The 19,951-nt window shown below is 60.5% G+C and carries 18 protein-coding genes; 8 read left to right on the top strand and 10 right to left on the bottom strand.

The window, feature by feature from the left end:
• Nucleotides 1-125: 125 nt before the first annotated feature.
• A complete protein-coding gene (locus ACJ8IP_RS03705) occupies nt 126-542 on the top strand; it encodes an MAPEG family protein (protein ID WP_227711495.1) in 417 nt (138 codons plus the stop codon).
• Entirely contained in the window at nt 539-895 is a 357-nt protein-coding gene (locus tag ACJ8IP_RS03700; protein WP_089191757.1) for a thioredoxin family protein, read from the top strand. Before ACJ8IP_RS03705 ends, ACJ8IP_RS03700 begins: the two co-directional genes overlap by 4 nt.
• Here the strand turns inward: ACJ8IP_RS03700 and ACJ8IP_RS03695 are convergent.
• The 6 genes from ACJ8IP_RS03695 to ACJ8IP_RS03670 form a co-directional block, all read right to left on the bottom strand.
• Complete coding sequence (locus tag ACJ8IP_RS03695) at nt 876-2,411, bottom strand: phospholipase D family protein (RefSeq protein ID WP_208060208.1); 1,536 nt, start codon at nt 2,409-2,411, stop codon at nt 876-878. The genes ACJ8IP_RS03700 and ACJ8IP_RS03695 overlap by 20 nt on opposite strands.
• An 86-nt stretch (nt 2,412-2,497) precedes the next feature.
• On the bottom strand, nt 2,498-3,289 hold the full coding sequence (locus ACJ8IP_RS03690) for an AraC family transcriptional regulator (protein ID WP_033650400.1): 792 nt from the start codon (nt 3,287-3,289) through the stop codon (nt 2,498-2,500).
• A 357-nt stretch (nt 3,290-3,646) separates the two neighbouring features.
• The gene (locus ACJ8IP_RS03685) at nt 3,647-3,964 is read right to left on the bottom strand and encodes a cupin domain-containing protein (RefSeq protein ID WP_033643078.1); all 318 of its coding nucleotides are present in this window, start codon (nt 3,962-3,964) and stop codon (nt 3,647-3,649) included.
• 233 nt (nt 3,965-4,197) lie between these two features.
• Nucleotides 4,198-4,890, bottom strand: a complete 693-nt coding sequence (locus ACJ8IP_RS03680; RefSeq protein WP_442524308.1) for a phosphotransferase — start codon at nt 4,888-4,890, stop codon at nt 4,198-4,200.
• Entirely contained in the window at nt 4,838-6,154 is a 1,317-nt protein-coding gene (locus tag ACJ8IP_RS03675) for an NAD(P)/FAD-dependent oxidoreductase (protein WP_442524307.1), read from the bottom strand. The genes ACJ8IP_RS03680 and ACJ8IP_RS03675 overlap by 53 nt, the downstream gene beginning before the upstream one ends.
• A gap of 17 nt (nt 6,155-6,171) precedes the next feature.
• Nucleotides 6,172-7,344 (bottom strand): MFS transporter, encoded by a 1,173-nt coding sequence (locus tag ACJ8IP_RS03670; RefSeq protein WP_233092533.1) that lies wholly within the window; start codon nt 7,342-7,344, stop codon nt 6,172-6,174.
• Nucleotides 7,345-7,525: 181 nt separating this feature from the next.
• On the opposite strand from ACJ8IP_RS03670, the gene ACJ8IP_RS03665 reads away from it, so the two are divergent.
• Nucleotides 7,526-8,395 (top strand): LysR substrate-binding domain-containing protein, encoded by an 870-nt coding sequence (locus ACJ8IP_RS03665; protein WP_033643077.1) that lies wholly within the window; start codon nt 7,526-7,528, stop codon nt 8,393-8,395.
• 90 nt (nt 8,396-8,485) lie between these two features.
• On the opposite strand, the gene ACJ8IP_RS03660 is transcribed toward ACJ8IP_RS03665, so the two are convergent.
• From ACJ8IP_RS03660 to ACJ8IP_RS03650, 3 genes are all read right to left on the bottom strand, one after another.
• The gene (locus ACJ8IP_RS03660; protein WP_164106261.1) at nt 8,486-10,264 is read right to left on the bottom strand and encodes a bifunctional diguanylate cyclase/phosphodiesterase; all 1,779 of its coding nucleotides are present in this window, start codon (nt 10,262-10,264) and stop codon (nt 8,486-8,488) included.
• Nucleotides 10,265-10,268: 4 nt separating this feature from the next.
• A complete protein-coding gene (locus ACJ8IP_RS03655) occupies nt 10,269-12,149 on the bottom strand; it encodes a PAS domain S-box protein (protein ID WP_442524306.1) in 1,881 nt (626 codons plus the stop codon).
• Nucleotides 12,150-12,345: 196 nt separating this feature from the next.
• Nucleotides 12,346-12,753, bottom strand: coding sequence for a MerR family transcriptional regulator (locus ACJ8IP_RS03650; RefSeq protein ID WP_089194745.1), 408 nt, complete (start codon nt 12,751-12,753; stop codon nt 12,346-12,348).
• Between the two features lie 70 nt (nt 12,754-12,823).
• Here ACJ8IP_RS03650 and ACJ8IP_RS03645 point away from each other — a divergent pair, with 70 nt between their 5' ends.
• The 4 genes from ACJ8IP_RS03645 (at nt 12,824) to ACJ8IP_RS03630 (ending at nt 18,469) form a co-directional block, all read left to right on the top strand.
• Nucleotides 12,824-14,044 carry an NADH:flavin oxidoreductase/NADH oxidase family protein gene (locus ACJ8IP_RS03645; RefSeq protein WP_096242246.1) on the top strand — a complete coding sequence of 407 codons (1,221 nt, stop codon included), beginning with the start codon at nt 12,824-12,826 and terminating at the stop codon, nt 14,042-14,044.
• A gap of 505 nt (nt 14,045-14,549) precedes the next feature.
• A complete protein-coding gene (locus ACJ8IP_RS03640; protein ID WP_071845182.1) occupies nt 14,550-15,932 on the top strand; it encodes a diaminobutyrate--2-oxoglutarate transaminase in 1,383 nt (460 codons plus the stop codon).
• 18 nt (nt 15,933-15,950) lie between these two features.
• Complete coding sequence (locus ACJ8IP_RS03635; RefSeq protein ID WP_442524305.1) at nt 15,951-17,420, top strand: pyridoxal phosphate-dependent decarboxylase family protein; 1,470 nt, start codon at nt 15,951-15,953, stop codon at nt 17,418-17,420.
• 143 nt (nt 17,421-17,563) lie between these two features.
• Nucleotides 17,564-18,469 (top strand): LysR family transcriptional regulator, encoded by a 906-nt coding sequence (locus ACJ8IP_RS03630; RefSeq protein ID WP_047026114.1) that lies wholly within the window; start codon nt 17,564-17,566, stop codon nt 18,467-18,469.
• A 40-nt stretch (nt 18,470-18,509) separates the two neighbouring features.
• On the opposite strand, the gene ACJ8IP_RS03625 is transcribed toward ACJ8IP_RS03630, so the two are convergent.
• Nucleotides 18,510-19,151 (bottom strand): TetR family transcriptional regulator, encoded by a 642-nt coding sequence (locus ACJ8IP_RS03625; RefSeq protein ID WP_047575227.1) that lies wholly within the window; start codon nt 19,149-19,151, stop codon nt 18,510-18,512.
• Nucleotides 19,152-19,245: 94 nt separating this feature from the next.
• Between ACJ8IP_RS03625 and ACJ8IP_RS03620 the strand changes: the two genes are divergently transcribed.
• The gene (locus ACJ8IP_RS03620) at nt 19,246-19,908 is read left to right on the top strand and encodes an O-methyltransferase (protein WP_442524304.1); all 663 of its coding nucleotides are present in this window, start codon (nt 19,246-19,248) and stop codon (nt 19,906-19,908) included.
• Nucleotides 19,909-19,951 lie beyond the last annotated feature (43 nt).

Below are 19,951 nucleotides of genomic sequence, written 5' to 3'. Positions count from 1 at the left end.
ATTAGCATTCATTAAATTAGATATTGCTAATTTATATAATACTAATATAACCTTGTATTCAAGCCGAGCGGCTCTCCCTGAGGCCGCAGGCTCTTTCCCAACACAAGTGAGAATGCGTTATGAATATGCCAACCCTGGTGTTGCTGGCGTTTGCCGGCTGGACATTATTGATTCTATTCGGCACCGTCGGTGTTTATCGCTGGTCCCGAATTTTAACCGGCCGCGCCACGGTCAGCGAATGGCAAGCGAACAAACCGCAGGGCAGCGATGGCTACCAGCGCGCCATTGCGGCGCATCGCAACTGCATTGAAAATTTGCCGGTTTATACCGCCCTCGTTGTGGCGATAGCCGCATTTCAGGTGGAAAGCACGACGCTGAATGTCTTGTCTCTGGTCCTGCTCGGCGCGCGCATGGCGCAGAGTCTGGTTCACATCGGTTTCGAGCAGACGGAGAAAGTCGCCACCTGGCGCTTCGCTTTCTTTTTCACGCAAATCGTCACGATGATTTGGATGGGGATAGAGATCGTCAGGAGCCTGCCATGACGATCACGAACCTGGCAGAGCCCCATGAGGTGACCCGTTTCCTCTATGACGCAGACAAACCCGAGGGGCAGCGGGCCATCCTCTACTTTTCCGCCTCCTGGTGCCGCCCTTGTCAGAATATGCAGGGGATCGTTGAACAGCTGCACCGTCACGCCAACGAGATCGCCTTCGGCCGCATTGACGTCGCGCAGGCGCCGACGGTCGCCCCTGCGTTCGGCATCAAATCCGTGCCCTCCCTCGCCCTGTTTGAGGATGCGCGCCTCATCGCAATCATCGCGGGCGAGGTTCCCTTGCAACGGCTGTCACACCGGGTGGCGACGGCCTTCGCCGGCGTTACAGCATCCACTCGATAGGCAGCCAGCCGGCCACGGTAAGAACGATGCGTTTTACCCAGCCGGCACCGGGTTCTTGCAGGTGCACCTCGGTGTGGCCGTCTTCGAAGGCTTCTTTCCACACCATTTTGCCTTCGGGCGTCAATACCGGCCGATAGGCGGCGTATTCGAGCGGGCCATCAAACAGTTGGCGGGTGTCGGCCGCCAGCGACGGGCTATCGATCAAGAATCCCATTTCGCAGTTCAGGTGCGCCGAGCGCGGATCGAAATTGAACGAGCCGATAAACACCCGTTTGTCATCGATGGCGAAGGTTTTAGCATGCAGCGCCGCACCGGACAGCCCCAGCGGCTTGAGTTCCTTGCGCCCCGTCGGTTGCCCGGCGCGCAGCTTCAGCTCGAACAGCTCGACGCCCGCCTGCAGCAGCTCACGCCGGTATTTGGCGTAGCCGGCGTGGACCACCAGCACGTCGGTGGTGTTCATCGCGTTGGTGAGCACGCGGATGGATTTTCCCTGTTTGGCAAGCGATTCAAAGAAGGTTGCCCCTTCCCGCCCCGGCACGAAATAGGCGGAGACCAGATCCAATTGCCGGCTGACGCCGCCGATGATCTTGCCCAGCTGCGTCACCATCAAGCGATCGCGCGACGCTTTGCCCAATCCTTTCGCCGGATCGTCGGCCACCAGCTCTACCTGGGTGAATTCCGGCTGCACGGCGCCATCGCGAAAGCGCACCGCACTGGTTTCCAGCTGCACCGCCAATTTACGGGCGCGCTCGCTGGTTTCGGTTGCGGCAGCCTGCGTCAGGAATGCCGAGAGGTTGCCCTGGCCCCGGATAATTTGCTCAACGCCGAATACCGAGGCGCTGTTCCAGTAGCGATCGAAGACATCGGCGGTCTCCGCCACCACGCTGCCGACACTCAACACGTCGAGATCGAGGAAATAGTTCTCGTCGCCGACCTGGAAATACTCATCGCCAATGTTGCGGCCGCCGATGATCGCCACGGCGCCGTCGACGATGTAGGACTTGTTATGCATGCGCCGGTTCATGCGCATAAAGTCGAAGGCGTAACCGGCCAGCTTCGGCGTACGTACGGTAGACGGGTTGAACAGACGGATCTCGACGTTTTTCTGCGCGTTCAGCGCCGCCAGCGTCTCATCCATGGCGACGCCGTTATCGTCCAGCAGCAGCCGCACACGCACGCCGCGTTGGGCCGCGTCATACAGGGTTTTCAGCAGGATCTGCCCGGAGGTGTCGTTATGCCAGATATAGTACTGGGCATCGATCGACCTTTCCGCCATCCGCGCCAACGCCAGGCGGCTGGCGAACGCATCGTGGCCGCTGACCAGCGGCACCACGCCGCTCAGGCCGGGGTGTGCCGCCATCTGTTCGGCGGCCCGCGCCGGCAATAGCGCGGCAGGATCCGCCGGCAAGGCCGCCTGCGGCAGACGCTGCGAAATATCCGGCAAACGAAAGATGACTCTTGCCGCAATAATGGCGATCGTCACGGCGATAATCAGGTACACGACAATTTTTATCACGGGAAGCGGCCTCGGAGGTTGACTGCTTTGCTTTATACGTCATTAGGTTGCTTCAATCTATAGGAGAAGCGCGCTCTGCAATACGGCTATAGCGTAAAGCGCGAAGGCGAAACGCCAAACAGTTTTTTAAACGCCACCGAATAGGCGCTGTGGCTCTCATAACCGCTTTCGAAAGCGGCGTGTATGATGGAGTGGCCGGCCAACAGCAGCGGAATGGACGACAGCAGCCGCAGACGCTGTTTCCACTGGCCAAAGGTGATGCCGGTTTGTTGAGTAAAGTGACGCTGGAAGGTTTTCGCGCTGATCGACAGTGAATCCGCCCAGATCTCAATGCCGCGATCGTCGGCCGGCGTGATGACCAACTGCCGGCAAATGTCGGCCATTCTCGCTTCCATCGGCCAGGGGAGATGCAGCGCCAGCTGCGGCTGCAGGCTCAGTTCCTCGAGGAACAGCGCTCTGAGCAGCGCGTGGCGTTTGGTTTCCTCGCCCTCGGGTGCCAGCGTCGCCAGTTGGGCGATCAACTCCCGCAGCAGCGGTGACACCTGCAAAACGCCGTCGCGCAACGGCAACCGCGCGGCGGTGAATTCATCGACAAAAATCCCGTAAACGCAGATATTGCTCTGCATGACCAGCTGATGCTCCACCCCCGGCCGCAGCCAGACCGCGGTGGTTGGCGGCACGATCCAACGCCCGCTGCCCGCCTCGACCGCCATCACTCCCTGTTGCGAATAGAGCAAATGGCAACGTTTATGCGAGTGGAAAGGAACGACAAAGCCTGCCGGATAGTGTTTCACCAGCCCTGTCACCTCGAACGAGGAATTCTCGTGGCTGCTCAGGTTGATGCGTTTCGTTTCGGCGTTGTCGACTTCGAATCCCATGGTCGTTTGTCCCTTTTGATAACGCGAATGTCTTTTATTTGATAGAGAGGCCGCATGATCCTCCATATAGTGACGTTCTCGCAAGCCACACCAGGGGCCTTATGCGAATAAACTCACTATGACACCCACATTTCATCGTTCTGCGTGGTAACGGGGCGATGACATTGTGCATGCGCTGCACAATGGCGGCAACGTTGCGGGGGCGACGGAGGCCGAAAGTGATGGAAAGGGAAAGCGCGGTGGATTGAATCAGGAGGTTTATGCCTAGTCAGCAGGTAGCTTAGCCTGGGGGGCGGCTCAATGCTGAAGGGATAGGGAGAGCGCCTAGGCTCTCCGCTATCCCTTCTTGTCAATACGTCAACGGGCCAGTTCGGCGCCGTCCAGCTCGGAAATCGCCAGACAAATCACTTCCGTTATGGCCTCTACCGTATAGGCGGTATTGGCAGGAATGATTAACATCTCATGAGGTTGCAGCGTCTGATCGTCAACCTTCAGTTCACCGCTCAGCACCATCAGTTTCACCCATCCCGGATGAAAACGCGCCGGTTGTCGGCTGCCCGCATCCAGCTTCAGCAACGCCGTATGGCCCGGCGTCTCCCGTTTCAAAATATGAAAGCGCACCCCATCGTAAGGCATGTTTTCGTAATGCAGTGACGCCAGTGTTCTCTTATGCATGGTAAGTGTCCTCGTGACCTGTGAGTAGCTGCTCCGCCTTCGGTCGCCGTAAAAACGTTTGGCGGCTGTCCCTACCGAAAGCACCGTCTCGCAGCCTCTTGGCGAACGGATTAACTGTCGTGCTTGCAGCGGCCTGTACGGCCTCCGCTTCATGCCTAACCTGCCTCAGGCATGCTAATAAATATATAAGAGCCTCGCCAACGGCGCAAAAAACCACTGCAACGTTGAGCGCATTACGGTGTTAATCCGTAGTCGGAAAGATTATCCAGCAGCCCGATCAGAGAGAAGAACAGCGCCGTTTGCCGAGGATCGCGCCAGCCATCGGCAAAGTCCGCCATCAGCCACAGGACTTCGTCGAGAAACAGATGCTCTACCGCCTGATGCCAGCTTTGCACTTCGCCGGCCGTCAACGCGACAGACTCACCGTACCCCGTCAAAAACAGCCGCCATTCCCGTACGGTGAACACGCGGTCGGGCGCCGAGTCCAGTGCGTTGTGGAACAGCAGCAGGACCAGCGCCAGATCGAACACGCGCGGCAAAAACAGCGCGTTGTCGGGGTCGATCAGCACTGGCCTATCCTGCGCGACATAAATCAGATTATCGGCTTTAAAGTCATAGGGCGTTTCCACGCAAGGGAGACCCCGTGCGCTAAGCGCCGTCTGCCGCCCGGCAATCTGCAGCATACGCGTTTTTAGCGCCTCGATGTCGAGCGTCAGCCCCTGGCTTGCCGCATGACTGGCGATCTCGTCCAGATCCGCCGAGATATCGTCTTCAGTCAGTGCATACTCGTCATAAACCGCCAGCCCGGCGTTATTGTCTGCCGAAGATAACGCGTGGATCCTTCCCAACAGCCTGCCCGCCGCGATAATCTGCTCATCGCGGCCCGCATATTTTTCTCCCGCCACAAAGGGATAAACCACCCACATACTGCCCGCTATCTCTTGCGGACAGGCCGTCGGCGCCACGACGACGCAACGCGGTGAGATACGCCGCCAGCGCCCGGGCTTCGCCCGACGTCGGACGGGTGCGCTTCAGGACGTGATCCCCTATCTTATAAACCGGCGCATAGGGATAAAGACTGAGCGGCGGCTGCGCGGTATCCAGCGCGAACCGACCGGCAATCGCGATGATATCCCCCCCTTCACCCCCATCATCAATAAATCGCGCCGGGCGGTAACCGTGAGGAATGGCGGGATTAACGCCGTGCAACAGCTCGTCGCTGACCAGCCGACCCAACGTCGGAGCGCACATCACGGCCGGATGCATCACCGCCACATAGAGACAGGTGGCGCCCAGCGGCCCGAGGATGGGATAACCGTCGCGCGGCCTGGGGCGCAGCCCCACCGAACACGCCTGCAGTTGCAATGGCGCCGAGCCGTGCAGGCGGTTTTGAATCGCCGATCGCGCGTCCTCTTCCACGCGTTTGACATCGCCGCCCGCGGGATAATCCTCCGCAGCGAGCAGATCGCCATTTTGCGCATGACGCACTTCGATGTCGTCGCCCGCAATCAGCGTGTTCACCGCCTGCGCCGCCGCGTGATAGCGCAACAAAATTGCCGGCGACGCCTCGATCGGCAACGAGAATTCGCTGCCGTCCAGCAGCGCCGAGATCCCCGTGCCGCAGGCGAGCACTACCCGTTCGGCGGCGATCGCGCCCTCCTCGGTAACGATGCCGGTTATCTGACCACCGGCTTCGCGCAGAAATCCGCTGACCGCACGTCCCAGAAGCAACTCGCCGCCCAACGCGCCTACCCGTTCGAGCAGCCGCTGTGTCACTTCTTGCGGATCGACCGCGCCATCGCGCGCCGCAAAATAGGCCTGGCTATCGGGCCGCCCGAGCGCCGGCTCCAGCGCCATCACCTCGGCGGAGGACAGACGCCGATTGTCGGGGTTTTGCGTCGCCGGCGCCTGACCATAGCTGAGCGCGCCGGACCAATTCACCCACAATTCCGGGATCTCCTGCGTCAGCCGCACCCAGTCAGCCACGATCTCGCGCCGCAGAAACGCGTCGGGAGCGCCCTCTGGCACGCCTTCGCTGATCCAGCCGAACGAGCTGCCTGTGGCCCCCGCCGCGGGATGCGTCTGCTCAACGACGATAACGCGCTGCCCCTGACGCGCGAGATGATAGGCGATCGATGCCCCGACAATCCCGGCGCCCACGATAACAATGCGTGATGATGTTCCATTCATTTAATGATGTCCGTACCTCATTTCAAATGTTGTCGCCAAAGCAAGCAGGCCGCCAGACAGGCTACCCCGCCGCCGCAGGCCAATACGGCATAAGACGCGCCCCAACTGTGGGTGGTATCCATCACCACGCCAAAGGAGAAAGGGGCGAACGAACCGATGCCGAATCCCAGCAACGATCGCCAGCCCATCACGCTGCCGAGCTGTTGCGGCGGTACGTTGTCCGCCATCGCGGCCGACAGCACGCCGGAGTCGCCGAGAATAAAGAAACTGCCGATGCTGACGAGCAGCAGCGTCCAGCCCGGCCCCCAGTTCGCCGACCCTCCCATCAGCAGCGAACCCAATGCGCCGGCGGCGCCCATAAACATCAGCACCGACGCGCGATTGAAATAGTCGGAAACGGTGCCGACAATCAGCGTGGCGATCATGCCGGCCAGGTGGATCACCGCCGCGACGATCAATCCGGCGCTGAGCGGATCCAGAGAGAAACCGCTCAACGCCTCGCTGACCAGGCTGGGCGCCCAGGCCCAGTTGCCGAGCAGTTCCCAGCTGTGGGCGATATACCCGATCAGCAACAGCAGGGTCGCATAGGTGATAGCATAGCTCTCACGTTTCGTCTTCCTCCCCAGCGTGCGCGGCTGCGGTTCCCGATAACCGACCAGGGCCAACGATCCCGCCAACGCTCCCAGTAACGCACCGGCGGCGCACAGAGAAAACGCCACGCCGGCGCCCCAGCGCATGGCGCTCCAACCGGCGATGAAAACCGACAGAAAATACCCCAACGAACTGGCCGCCAGCACCATGCCGATGGCATAACCGCGCCGCGCCGGACCGTTCATCCCCATCGCCAACAGCAGCGCCGGCGTATAAGCCCCGCCCTGCGTCAAACCGACGAAGGCCATCAACACCAACGCGCTGAGATAAGAATGGGCAAATACGGCGAACAGCATCAGCGCACCGGCGCCCAGCCAGGAGAACAGCAGATAAACCCGGCGGGCGCCCAACGAATCACACCACCAGGAGGCCACCAGCAACGCCAGGGCGTTGGTCAGGCTGAACACCGTCTGCACCGTGCCGGCGGAAGCGGCGTCGAGCTGCCACTCGCTCCTGATGGTCGGCAGCGCGCCGGCGAACATCATGGTGCCCAGACACAGACCCGCCCGGCTCACGCAAAGCAGATAAAAAGCCCGCATTTCAGCGCCGCCTCCCTGCCAACCGCAGGGGGAGGATAACGCCATTAACACGCATGACCGATAGCCAAAAGATCTGCATCATAAACTCAGCAATCAGAAGGAGATGCCTCATCATAGTGAGCAAAATCAAAGGCTGACAAACGATCTTTCTTCCCCCATTTGGTTGAGCTAGACTCAACCTATGAAAAAAATCCACTCCCTGCCGCACCTGTCCGCTTTCGAAGCCGCCGCCCGTCTCGGCAGCTTCAGCGCCGCTGCGGATGAGCTGTTTCTCACCACCGGCGCGGTCAGCCGCCATATTCGCAGTCTCGAAGCACAGCTGGGGATCACGCTGTTTTATCGCGGACACAAATCCGTGCGGCTGACGCAGGCCGGTGAGAACTTTTCCCGCACCGCGTCCCGGGTCATCGGCGAACTGTTTGCTGCGGAGAGCGCGCTGAAAGCGAGCGCCGGCCAGCAGCGGCTGGTGGTGCACAGCCTGCCGACGTTCACCATGCACTGGCTGATGCCGAAGCTGGCGGCATTCAATGAGCGTCATCCGGGGGTCGCGATTGATATCACCACCGGCATCGGCGCCGTCGATCGCAATACGCCGTTTGACGTGGCGATCCGGCGCGATCCCGCGCACTTCTCCGGGCTGAAAGCGATCCCTTTCCTGCAGGAAGACAGCCTGCTGGTCTGCAGCCAGAGCTATCTGCACGCCAGACCGGTCATTGCGCCGGACACGCTTGGCGAGCATACCGCCATCCGCATCCGCGCCCGGGAAGATTTGTGGCGCAGTTGGCTGAATGCTTATCCGACGGCGCTGGACGCTTCGCCGCCGCCGCTCACGCTCGATCATACCTTCGCCGCCATTCAGGCGGCCGAAGACGGCCTGGGGCTGGCCGTTGTGCCTTATTTGTTCTGCGCCAAACACCTGTCGTCCGGCCGACTGGTGTCGCCTTTCCCGACGCTGACCATCCGAACCGGCGTCTATTCTCTGCTGCTGCGCGACCGGGACGATGACGTCGTGAGAACATTCGCCGCCTGGCTGCGCACTTACCAGGCCTGACCGGGTGACGACATTGACGGACAGTCATGGCCTGCGCCTGGGTGAGAATCGCCGGCGATTTCCGGTTGGCGCGCCATGAGCGGCGTTGCCTCAGGGATTTCGCCGCTGCTGTCCGTGAATGTCGACGAGCGCGCAAAGCTTTTCCAACGTCACCGCCGGTGAAAAATAGAAACCCTGTACGACATCGCACCGATACTCGGTCAGGTAGTGGAGCGACTCCAGGTCTTCAACCCCTTCCGCCAAGACTTCATAGTTGAGTTTATGCAGCATATCGATGATGCTTTGCACGATGATGCGGCTGTCCGCATCGCTCTTCAGCAGTCTTATCAGGGAGGCGTCCAGTTTGACGACGTCGGCGGGGATATGGCGCAGATAGTTTAAATTGCTGTAGCCGGCGCCGAAATCATCCAGCGCGATGCGATGCCCGTTGGCCTTGAGCGCATGCAGACAGGCCAACGCCGCGCTGCTTTCCTGAATGCGTTGCGACTCCAGGCACTCTATCTCAATGTCCCCCGCCTGCAGCCCGCGCCGGGTGATGGCTTCATTCAACCGTGCCGCAAAGTGCCGCTCGGCCAGATTGCCGGCCGTCACGTTGATCGAGATGGGAAACGCGATCCCCGCTTCACGCATCAACAACAACTGTTCAATCGACTGCGCGATGACAAACTCGGTCAACGGTTTGATCAGCGAGGTATTTTCCACCAGCGGAATGAACTCCCCCGTCGGGATCGCCCCCCAACGTTCATGCCGCCAACGCAGCAATGCTTCCGCGCCGACGATCCTGCCGCTCGCCAAATCAATCTGCGGTTGGTATTCCAAAAATAGCCCGCGATTATTTTCCTTCAGGCTCTGCGCCAACTCATTAAAAATATTGAAATTATGCTTGCGCGCCGCATCCTTCGGCTCGCTATAGAGGGAGACGGCTCGCCCCTCGTCGATCGAATCATGCAGCGCGCTGGTCGCCTGGCGCAAAATCTCGGGAGGATCGGCATGCGGCGCGGAAAACAACGCATAACCGGCATTAAGCTCCAGGCGCAGCGGCACGGCGCCTCTCACTTCGTGATGCAAACGGTCGGCGCAACGCAACAGATCGCGCTTCGCCTGCGGCATGTGCTGCGCCTCGATAATGACGGCGAAACGTCCGGGCGCGATGCTGTACAGCATGCGCTCACTGAGAAACGTCTCTTTCAGGAAATGGCTGATATCCCCCAGCAGTAACTCTACCGTAGACAGGCCGAAAGAACGCGCCATCTCGTAGGCGTATTGGATATCTATCGTATCGAACAGCAATAACGCGTATTTGCCCGTGTCCGGTAAATTGCCGAGTTCCCCCATCAGCCGCTGTCGATTGGGCAAGCGAGTGATGGCATCGACCAGGCCGATCTCACTCTGCGCTTCAATCAGCTCGCCGACGATGGTGGCCATGCTGCGCAGCAGTTCGACCTGACGGCGAGTCAGATGCTTTGGCTGCGAACCCACGAGGCAGAACGCGCCGATCGTATAGCCTTCGCGGGTGCACAGCGGGATGGCGGCGCAGTGGCGGATCGCCGCGGCGCCGTTGACCATGGGATCCGAGGCAAAGCGTTCATCCGCATGGGTGTCCGGACAAATCAACGCCTCGCCGCTCAGACGAACGAAATTGAACAAGGGGCTGACGAAATCGATCTCCTCGAACCCGACGTCAATGTGCTCGCGGATCCAAATCTTGCGCGTTCCGTGCAGGTAAATGAGGCAGCCCTCGGCCTGTAACAGCTTGCGGGTGATCGTCAGCACCTGATGGATCGCGTCGTCATGGCCGGCGCCCAACCCCGCCAGCGCATCGATGGCCGCCAGGCGCTCGTCTTCGTTCTTACTGAGATGTCGTAACATTGGCTCATAGCTCACAGATGGCGTAAGTGCCTTTGCCGGCGGATTTCGCCTGATACATCGCGCCGTCGGCGCTGGCCAGCAGCATTTCCGGCGTCACGTCCCCACTCGCAGAGATAGCGGCGCCAATGCTGGCGGACAGGCAGACCTTCTGCTGACCGATCTGCGAAATACCGGCCAGCTCCGCCAACACCTTTTCGCAAAACGCGCTGACCTCAGGCCGCGGCGCTGTCAGCGGCCACAGGATCACCGTGAACTCGTCGCCGGCCAGGCGCGAGACGCTGTACCGTTCGTCGGCGCAAGCGCTGAGCAATTTGGCGAACGTCTTCAGGATCAGATCACCGAAGTCATGGCCGTAACTGTCGTTCATGCCCTTAAAACCATCGAGATCGATGAACAACAGGGCCATCTGCCGCTGATGACAGCAGACTTGCAACGTGCCCGACAACCGGCGCAGAAATGCGCGTCGGTTGGTCAACCCGGTCAGCATGTCGTGCGTGGCGTCATATTCCAATCGTTGCTGCAGCCGCTTCAACTCGGTGATATCCATGGAGAGAATGTAAAAGCCCTGAGCCTCGCACGGCACCAGCGTGGTATGGATCATCAGCAGCCCCTGCTGGGTCTGCAATTCGTTTTCGAAGCTGACCATTTCGCCCGCCAAAGCCCGCGCGATCATCGGCCGAGCCATCTGATACACGCTTTCCCCCATGAACTCGCGCACCGTCATGCCCTGCAGGCTGGCCTCTTCCAGACCAAACCAGGTCTTATAGGCGCTATTGGCGAACAGGTAGCGTTCATTGGCGTCGATTTGGCTGATTAACGCCGGCATATTGTCGGTAATGGCGCGCAGGCGTTCTTTTTCCGCACTGAGCTGAGATTCGGCGAGCACCCGGGTTTCTATCTCTTCGTTGAGCTGTTTGACCACCGCGTTAAGCTCATGCGTACGAATTTCGACGCGTTCTTCCAGCTCATGCTGCAAGGCATACAGGTCGGCCTCCGCCGCCTTGCGCTCGCTGATATCGACGATGACCGAGATGAAATGATCCGGCTTGCCGTTCGGCAGCCGATTCAGCGCCACCGTCAGTTCCACCCACACGATCGTGCCATCGGCGCGGAAATAGCGTTTCTCCAGCGAGTAGGTGTCGATCTCGTTTCTCAGCAACTGCTGCAGTTTTTCCAGATCGGTGTTGAGATCGAGCGGATAGGTAATGTCCTGAAAGGTGCGATCCATCAGCTCGCGCTCGGAGTATTGCAGCATTTCACAGATGCGCGGATTGACCCGCAGCCAATACCCCTGCAGCGAAACCAGCGCCATGCCCACCGCCGCCTGAGAGAAAGTCTGTTCGAATAACGCCTCCGTGCGCTGCAGATCGGATTTCAGGTTTTCGGTATAGACGTTGCGTTCGATGCTCTGCAGATACTCTTCCACCACCGCGGCGAAGTCACGCAGGTCGGCCAGTTTATCTTGAGGAAACGGCTGCGGGTGACTGTCGATAATGCATAGCGTGCCGAGCGGCAACCCGTCGAGGGACAGCAGCTGTTGCCCGACGTAGAAGCCGATGCGCGGGCCACCGACCACCAGTGGGTTATCGAAAAAGCGCGGATCCTGCGCGGTATCGGGCACCACCAGCGCTTCGCGTTGCAGAATGGCATGGCCGCAGAACGAGATGTTGCGCGGCGTTTCCCGGACATCCAGGCCATAGCGTGATAAAAACCATTGACGATCGCGGTCGATCAGTGACACCAGCGCAATGGTGACGCCGAAATATTTCGCAGCCAGCCGCGTGATGCGATCCAGCTTTTCTACTGAGTTCGAATCCAGCACGTTCAGCGAATCCAATACCGACAGGCGTTCGGCTTCGTTTTCGGGGAAGCATGGCTCGAGCATGTTGACTCCCATTGTGACACCCACGGATCCGGTGCAGCCGGCCGGCGTGATTCCGTTCAGCCTATCCGTCGGTTAGCGGCAAATATCCTTGTCCATCATAGACTCACTCAGTATCAATCCGATTATGCATTCTCGCCAGCTGGAACAAGGCCTGTCGGCCGGCGTCGTCGCGGCGGCACAGGCCGGGCGCCCCCCGCTAAGCCTTGCAGGGCGGCAGCCCGCCGGCCAGCTTTTCATTTTTGACCTGGCACAACCCCGCCACGCCGGATTCCAACAGAATGCGCCGCGTCGCCATCAACGTCTCACGCTGCTCGTTCAGCGTCGCCATCATCCGCTCGATTTCCGCCAGCCGGCTGTCGACGCCTTGTATCAAACCATCCTGATAGGCGCTGCCCTGCAGCGCCAATACCCCGCGGATCGCCTGCAGCGAGAACCCCAGATTCTGGCCGATTTGGATCAGGTGCAGCCGCTCCAGCGCGCTTTCGCTATACACCCGATATCCGTTAACGCCGCGCACCGCTTTGGGCAGCAGACCCTGCTGTTCGTAGTAACGTATCGCCGAGGCGGCCATGCCGGCGCGCTCCGCCAACTCTCCGATTTTCATGCCCTATTGACCTTAAAGTTAACTTTAAACCTAGTATAGCGCCATTCCCCCTGCGACAGGAACGTACCCGATGTTTACCCCGCTGATTCTGCCCAACGGCAGCCGCTTACCCAACCGTTTGGCCAAAGCCGCGTTGGAAGAAAATCTGGCCGATGAAGGCCAACTGCCCGGCCCCGCGCTATGGCGTCTGTATCGCCACTGGGGTATCGGCGGCGCCGGCCTCATCATCACCGGCAACGTGATGATCGACGGACGCGCCATGACCGGCCCCGGCGGCGTGGTGCTGGAACAGGATACGCCGCTCGAGGCGTTCAAAACCTGGGCGGCGGCCTCGCGCCAGGAAGGCGCACAGGTATGGATGCAGCTCAGCCACCCGGGCCGTCAGGTGATGGCCAACATGGGCGGCAACGCCTGGGCGCCCTCCGCCATCCCGATGGCGATGGGCAAGTACAGCAAGGCGTTCGCGCAGCCGGAGGCCATGAGCGAAGCGCAGATTGCCGAGGTGATCGCCCGCTTCGCCGCCAGCGCGCACGCCGCCGAAAAGGCCGGGTTTACCGGCGTGCAGATCCACGCGGCGCACGGCTACCTGATCTCCCAGTTTTTGTCGCCGTTGGCCAACCGGCGCAGCGATCGTTGGGGGGGCGAACTGGCGAATCGCGCCCGTCTGCTGCTGGAGGTGGTGCGCGCGGTGCGCCAGCGTGTCTCGCCAGACTTTTGCGTGGCGGTGAAGCTCAATTCAGCCGATTTTCAGCGCGGCGGCTTTTCGCCGGACGAGGCCCGACAGGTATTGTTGATGCTCAACGAACTGCCGGTCGATCTGGTGGAGTTGTCGGGCGGGAGTTATGAAAGCCCGGCGATGCAGGGGGAAGCCGCAGACGACAGCACCCTGGCGCGCGAAGCCTATTTTCTGACCTTCGCCCGCGATCTCGCCGCAGTAGCGCGCATGCCGGTGATGACCACCGGCGGCATCGCCCGCCCGTCGGTGGCGCAACGGGTGCTGAACAGCGGCGTCGCGGTGGTCGGCATCGCCACCGCCATGGCGGAAATTCCCGATCTGCCGCGCCGCTGGCAAACCGGCGAAGCCCCTCATGCGCTGCCCGAACCGGTAAAATGGCGCGACAAAACGCTGACGCTGCTCGCCCGCATGGCGCTGATCAAGCGCCGCATGCACGCCCTGAGCCGCGATCGGACGCGCAACGTGCGTTACTCACCGCTGTGGTCGCTGCTCATCGATCGGTGGCGCACCCGCCGCACTCTGCGGCGCTATCATGCCTGGTTACGGCAACGTTAATGACTGCGGCGCCGGCAGACACGCCGGCGCCGCACAAAAATCCCGCTGTTTTGATCGCGCTACGTAAAATCTGCAAGAAATCACCACCCTGGATACTGCGCTTTTAACGCTCGACTGCTTATATTCATCACAAATTTTGTGTATATAACCGCTATAGGACTTAAGGTGGTGAATAGATGAAAATAAGCCGCTATTTTCTATTTATGTTATTAATCGGAAATTCACCTTAATAATAAATGCATTAAAGAAGCAGCCAAAGGAAAGCAGAAAAGGATTTTTACGCAATGTTAAAGAAATGTTGTTTTTTGCCGGCAAAACCAACGGTCAACAAATCAACAACATATTGATGAGCCTAAGAAAAAACTAAACAATTCAAAACAAAATCGGCTATTGAGTCCCAGGCGAAAAAGCCATATATTGGTCGCGCTTTTCACAAGGCAGTTACTTTTCTAATTCATTAATTCAATCGTTGCGTCTTGAGACCTTCGGTTGTAGGAGAGATATGATGACGGATAAAGTCCGTATTGATACTTTAGTTGCAAACTCATTAAACGGAAACAATGAAACCTATTTGGCGCGTCAAGCCGAATTTGAGTCGAATGTTAGGAGTTATCCGCGCAAATTGCCGTTGGCAATTGCGAAAGCCCAGGGCGTTTGGATCACTGATGTTGAGAATAATCAATATCTTGATTGCCTGGCCGGGGCGGGAACGTTGGCTCTTGGACATAATCACCCCGACGTCCTGCAAAGCATCCAAAATGTCATTACCAGCGGCTTGCCGTTACATACTCTCGATCTCACGACCCCGTTGAAAGATCGTTTCTCCGACTACCTGCTCTCTCTGTTGCCGGGCGAAGGCAAAGGGTACTGCCTGCAGTTCTGCGGACCGTCCGGCGCCGATGCGGTGGAAGCCGCGCTGAAGCTGGCGAAAAAACACACTGGCCGTTCCGGCGTGATCAGCTTCTCCGGCGGCTACCACGGCATGACCCACGGCGCGCTGTCGGTCACCGGCAACCTGTCGCCGAAAGCGGCCATCAACGGCATGATGCCGGAAGTGCAATTCATGCCTTATCCGCATGAATACCGCTGCCCGCTGGGCATCGGCGGCGAAGCCGGCGTCAAGGCGCTGACCTACTACTTCGATAATCTGATTAACGACGTGGAAAGCGGCGTGCGTAAACCGGCGGCGGTGATCCTGGAAGCCGTTCAGGGCGAAGGCGGGGTTAACCCGGCCCCGGCCGAGTGGCTGCAGCGCATTCGCAAAGTGACGCAGGAACACGGCATTCTGCTGATCATCGACGAAGTTCAGGCCGGTTTCGCCCGTACGGGCAAGCTGTTCGCCTTCGAACACGCCGGCATCGAGCCGGACATCATCGTGATGTCGAAAGCGGTCGGCGGCGGCTTGCCGCTCGCGGTGCTGGGCATCAAAAAAGAGTTCGATGCCTGGGAACCGGGCCACCACACCGGCACCTTCCGCGGCAACCAGCTGGCGATGGCCACCGGCCTGACCACCCTGCAGTACCTGAAGGAGCATAAGGTCGCCGATAAAGTGGCCGCTCAGGGCGAATGGCTCAAAGGCAAGCTGGCCGAGCTGCAGAAACGTTATCCGGTGATCGGTCACGTCCGCGGTCTGGGCCTGATGATCGGCATCGAGATCGTCAAGCCGAACGAAGCGCAGGATCACATGGGCTGCTACCCGGCCGATGGCGAGCTGTCCGCGCTGCTGCAGAAAAAATGCTTCGAATCCGGCTTGATCCTGGAGCGCGGCGGGCGCAATGGCTGTGTGCTGCGCCTGTTGCCTTCCCTGCTGATCACCAATGATGAGCTGGGTATTTTCCTGGATAAATTTGAGCAGGCGCTGTTGGCCGCCGGCGTCAAGCCAGTCTGATTGGAGCGAATGACCGCGATGTCCAAGTTAAACCCGATTCTGGCTTCCTCGGCGCACAGCGCCGAGGCTTACCGCCAGGCGATCGCACAGAGCAGTGAAGCCGTCGTGCAGTGGCTGCAACAGCCTGAGATGTATCAGGGCAAAAGCGTTGCCGAACTGCGCGAGCGCATCCAGCTCGACTTTACCCCGCAAGGCCTGGGCAACCAGGCGGCGATCGAGCGCGCCATCGAGTACTTTTTGAAAGACAGCCTGTCGGTGCACCACCCGCAGTGCGTGGCGCATCTGCACTGCCCGAGCCTGGTGATTAGCCAGGCCGCTGAAGTGCTGATCAACGCCACCAACCAGAGCATGGACTCCTGGGATCAGAGCCCGTCGGCCACGCTGATCGAAATGAAGCTGATCGGGTGGCTGCGCGCCCAGGTCGGTTACCCGCCCGGCGACGCCGGGGTGTTCACCAGCGGCGGCACCCAGAGCAACCTGATGGGGCTGATGCTGGCGCGCGATGCATTCTTCGCGCGTCAGGGCCACTCCGTGCAGCAGGACGGTCTGGTGGGCGATCTGCGCAAGCTGAAAGTGTTCTGTTCTGAAAACGCCCACTTCTCGGTGCAGAAGAACATGGCGCTGATGGGCCTCGGCTACCAGTCCGTCACGCTGGTGAAAACCGATCGCTTCGCCCGAATGGACGTGAACGATCTGGCGGAAAAACTGGCGCAGGCCAAGGCTAACGGCGAGCAGGTGATGGCGATCGTCGCCACCGCCGGCACCACCGATGCCGGCGCGATCGACCCGCTGCGCGATATCGCGCGGCTGGCGGCGGAGCAGAAAATTTGGGTGCACGTGGATGCGGCCTGGGGCGGCGCGCTGCTGCTCTCCGAGCAGTACCGCGACTACCTGGACGGCCTGGAGCTGGTGGACTCCATCACCCTGGACTTCCATAAGCAGTTCTTCCAGACCATCAGCTGCGGCGCCTTCCTGCTGAAAGACGAGCGCCACTACGAGCTGATGCGCTATCAGGCGGCCTACCTGAACTCCGAATTCGACGAAGCGCAAGGCGTGCCGAACCTGGTCTCCAAATCGCTGCAGACCACCCGCCGCTTCGATGCGTTGAAGCTGTGGATGGGGCTGGAAGCGCTGGGGCAGAAGCAGTATGCCGAGATCATCGATCATGGCGTCTCGCTGGCGCAACAGGTGGCGCGTTACATCGCCGATCAGGAATCGCTGGAACTGGTGATGCAGCCGCAGCTGGCCAGCGTGCTGTTCCGCTACCGTCCGGCGCAGCTGGCGGCGAAAGGCGACGCGGCCGTCGCGCTGTTCAACCAGCGCATCGGTGACGCCTTGCTGGAGTCGGGCCGCGCCAACGTCGGCGTGACCGAGTTCGATGGCGTGACCTGCTTGAAGATGACGCTGCTGAACCCGATCGTGACGCTGGAAGACATCAAGCTGCTGCTGGCGCTGGTCGAGAAAACCGCGCAGCAGCTGCCGGCGTAACCCTCCGCAACTGCGCATTAAAAGCCGATAACCCCCAGGTTATCGGCTTTTTTATTGCCCATCAGAGAGCAAGTGACACAGCGCTTACGCTGATATACTGCAGTAAACGCCTTCTCTTATTTCCGGCGCCACAGGATAAACGCATGACCGACCCTGACTTCAACCTGCTGACCGCGCTCGACGCGCTGCTGTCGACGGGCAGCGTTGCCGGCGCGGCGCGACGTCTCGGTTTAAGCGCCTCGGCGATGAGCCGCACACTCAGCCGACTGCGCACGGCCACCGGCGATCCGCTGTTGGTGCGCGCCGGGCGTCATATGGTGCTGACGCCTTATGCCGAAACGCTGCGCGAACGGGCGCGAAACGCGGCATTCGAAGCTCGGGCGCTGCTGCGTCCGACGCCGAACGCGCTGGATCCCGCCACGCTCGACCGGACCTTTACGCTGCGCGCCAACGACGGCTTCGTCGAGGCCTTCGGCCCAGCGCTGATCGCCGCCGCTGCGCAACAGGCGCCACGGGCGCGGCTGCGCTTTGCGCCCAAGCCGGAGAAAAGCGACCGCCCCCTGCGTGAAGGCCTGGTCGATCTGGAGATTGGCGTGTTGGGCGAAATGGGGCCGGAAATCCGCCTGCAGGCGCTGTTTCGCGACCGCTTCGTCGGCGTGATGAGAAGCGCGCACCCGCTGGCGCAGCGGCCCAAGATAGGCGCCGCCGAGTACGCCGCCTGCGGCCACGTGGTGGCCTCGCGCAGCGGGCGCATTCTCGGGCCGGTAGACGCCGCGTTGGCGGAGCTGGGGCTGACGCGCCAGATTGCCGCCGTGGTGCCGAGCTTTCCGGCCGCGCTGGCGGTGGCGCAAGCCTCAGACCTGCTGGCGCTGTTACCCGCCTCCTTTCTGCATGCTCATCCGGACGACGGCCCGCTGCGCATGTTCGAGCTGCCGGTGAAAACGCCGCCCATTACCGTCTCGCAAATGTGGCACCCGCGCCTGGACGCTGAAGCGGAGCACCGCTGGCTGCGGCAGTTGGTGTTGGCCGTTTGCCGTCAACGGGCGTAGGCACCGCGCACCTCAAGTGACAATGTCACCAAGCATTCCCTTACGGCGCCTCTCGCCCGTTTAAATCGGTCAGATAGGCGCAAAACATGTCCGCCATCGCATCGGCATAAGCCACAATTTCCGCATCGCTGCGCGGCGTTTCGGAGAATTGCTTGCCCGCCGCCCCCAGCGTGCCGACGATCAACTCGCCTGCCAACGTACGGACGCCTTCCGCCGCATCGGGCAACGCTTCGCCCATAAACACCTGCACGATGTCTTTGCCGGTGGCCTTCGCCGCCTGCGCCTCCGGCGCATCGCGGTACAACGGCGCCGCATCGTTCAGCGCCACGCGCATCTGCGCCTCTTCACATTCCGAACGGATAAATGTCTGCACCAGCAACCGTAAACGCTCGAACGGCGCAGTCTCTCGATCGGCCAGAATACCGCTCAGCATGGCGGTGGTCTGCCGCCATTCGTCGCTTTGCAAACGAAACAGGATCGCCGCTTTGTTAGGAAAATACTGATAAAGCGAACCGATACTGACGCCGGCGCGTTCAGCCACTCTGGCGGTAGTGAAACGCGCGGCGCCCTCCTGCGCCAAAACCTGAATAGCGGCGGTCAAAATGGCGGAGACCAATTCGGCGGATCGCGCCTGTTGCGGTTGTTTTCTCGAGGAAATTTGCTTACTGCGGCGTTCAGTCATAGCGGGCGGCCAATGCGAATAGTGAAATGCGAATAGTTCGTCATATTATAGTGGCACGCGCTTTCGCGCTCACTTTTTCTACGGGAGTTTTGCCATGAGTACCCTGACCACCGCGCCGTTGGCGCCGCTGCTAAGCACCCTGTTCCAGCAGGCCGCCGGCCGTTCACCGGCGCTCGCCGCCCTGTTCCGCGACGTGCCTGACGAAGAGCAAAATCGACTGATGCAGAGTAAAACCGACTATCGTGAACTCTACCATCGCCTGAAGGATTTCCCCCTGGCGGTGTCGCCGGAAACCGGCGCATTGCTGTACATGCTGGCGCGCGGTTGTCGGGCGCAAAACATCGTCGAATTCGGCACGTCGTTCGGTATTTCAACGCTGCACCTGGCCGCCGCGCTGCGCGACAACGGCGGCGGCCGGTTGATCACCTGCGAATTTGAACCGAGCAAAGCGGCGCAGGCGCGCCGCAACCTGACCGAAGGCGGCGTCGTCGATCTGGTGGAGATCCGCGTGGGCGATGCCCTGGAAACGCTGCGCGACGATCTGCCGGCCACTGTCGACCTGCTGTTGCTGGACGGCGCCAAGGGGCTTTACCCCGATATCCTCGCGCTGCTGGAAAATCGTCTGCGCCCCGGCGCGCTGATCGTCGCCGACAACGCCGATTACAGCCCGGATTATCTGGCGCGCGTGCGTTCTCCGGCGTCGGGTTATCTCTCCACGCCGTTCGCGGATGACGTCGAGCTGTCGATACGCCTTTAAATCCCTCATCGCGCGGGGGTTGTTCCCCCTCGCGCGATCATAC

The sequence above is a fragment of the Serratia sp. CY52157 genome (assembly GCF_052168495.1).
In the GTDB taxonomy this organism is placed as follows: Bacteria; Pseudomonadota; Gammaproteobacteria; order Enterobacterales; family Enterobacteriaceae; genus Serratia; species Serratia ureilytica.
Note: the sequence above shows the minus strand (reverse complement) of the source record. Positions and strands in the feature narration are given on the sequence as shown.

Excerpts from the sequence above, each read along its gene's own strand:
- ACJ8IP_RS03700 (WP_089191757.1), top strand. The coding sequence starts at position 539 with ATGACGATCACGAACCTGGCAGAGCCCCATGAGGTGACCCGTTTCCTC.
- ACJ8IP_RS03680 (WP_442524308.1), bottom strand. The coding sequence starts at position 4,890 with ATGTGGGTGGTTTATCCCTTTGTGGCGGGAGAAAAATATGCGGGCCGC.
- ACJ8IP_RS03675 (WP_442524307.1), bottom strand. The coding sequence starts at position 6,154 with ATGAATGGAACATCATCACGCATTGTTATCGTGGGCGCCGGGATTGTC.
- ACJ8IP_RS03670 (WP_233092533.1), bottom strand. The coding sequence starts at position 7,344 with ATGCGGGCTTTTTATCTGCTTTGCGTGAGCCGGGCGGGTCTGTGTCTG.
- ACJ8IP_RS03685 (WP_033643078.1), bottom strand. The coding sequence starts at position 3,964 with ATGCATAAGAGAACACTGGCGTCACTGCATTACGAAAACATGCCTTAC.
- ACJ8IP_RS03640 (WP_071845182.1), top strand. The coding sequence starts at position 14,550 with ATGACGGATAAAGTCCGTATTGATACTTTAGTTGCAAACTCATTAAAC.
- ACJ8IP_RS03620 (WP_442524304.1), top strand. The coding sequence starts at position 19,246 with ATGAGTACCCTGACCACCGCGCCGTTGGCGCCGCTGCTAAGCACCCTG.
- ACJ8IP_RS03705 (WP_227711495.1), top strand. The coding sequence starts at position 126 with ATGCCAACCCTGGTGTTGCTGGCGTTTGCCGGCTGGACATTATTGATT.
- ACJ8IP_RS03645 (WP_096242246.1), top strand. The coding sequence starts at position 12,824 with ATGTTTACCCCGCTGATTCTGCCCAACGGCAGCCGCTTACCCAACCGT.
- ACJ8IP_RS03630 (WP_047026114.1), top strand. The coding sequence starts at position 17,564 with ATGACCGACCCTGACTTCAACCTGCTGACCGCGCTCGACGCGCTGCTG.
- ACJ8IP_RS03690 (WP_033650400.1), bottom strand. The coding sequence starts at position 3,289 with ATGGGATTCGAAGTCGACAACGCCGAAACGAAACGCATCAACCTGAGC.
- ACJ8IP_RS03635 (WP_442524305.1), top strand. The coding sequence starts at position 15,951 with ATGTCCAAGTTAAACCCGATTCTGGCTTCCTCGGCGCACAGCGCCGAG.
- ACJ8IP_RS03650 (WP_089194745.1), bottom strand. The coding sequence starts at position 12,753 with ATGAAAATCGGAGAGTTGGCGGAGCGCGCCGGCATGGCCGCCTCGGCG.
- ACJ8IP_RS03655 (WP_442524306.1), bottom strand. The coding sequence starts at position 12,149 with ATGCTCGAGCCATGCTTCCCCGAAAACGAAGCCGAACGCCTGTCGGTA.
- ACJ8IP_RS03665 (WP_033643077.1), top strand. The coding sequence starts at position 7,526 with ATGAAAAAAATCCACTCCCTGCCGCACCTGTCCGCTTTCGAAGCCGCC.
- ACJ8IP_RS03625 (WP_047575227.1), bottom strand. The coding sequence starts at position 19,151 with ATGACTGAACGCCGCAGTAAGCAAATTTCCTCGAGAAAACAACCGCAA.
- ACJ8IP_RS03660 (WP_164106261.1), bottom strand. The coding sequence starts at position 10,264 with ATGTTACGACATCTCAGTAAGAACGAAGACGAGCGCCTGGCGGCCATC.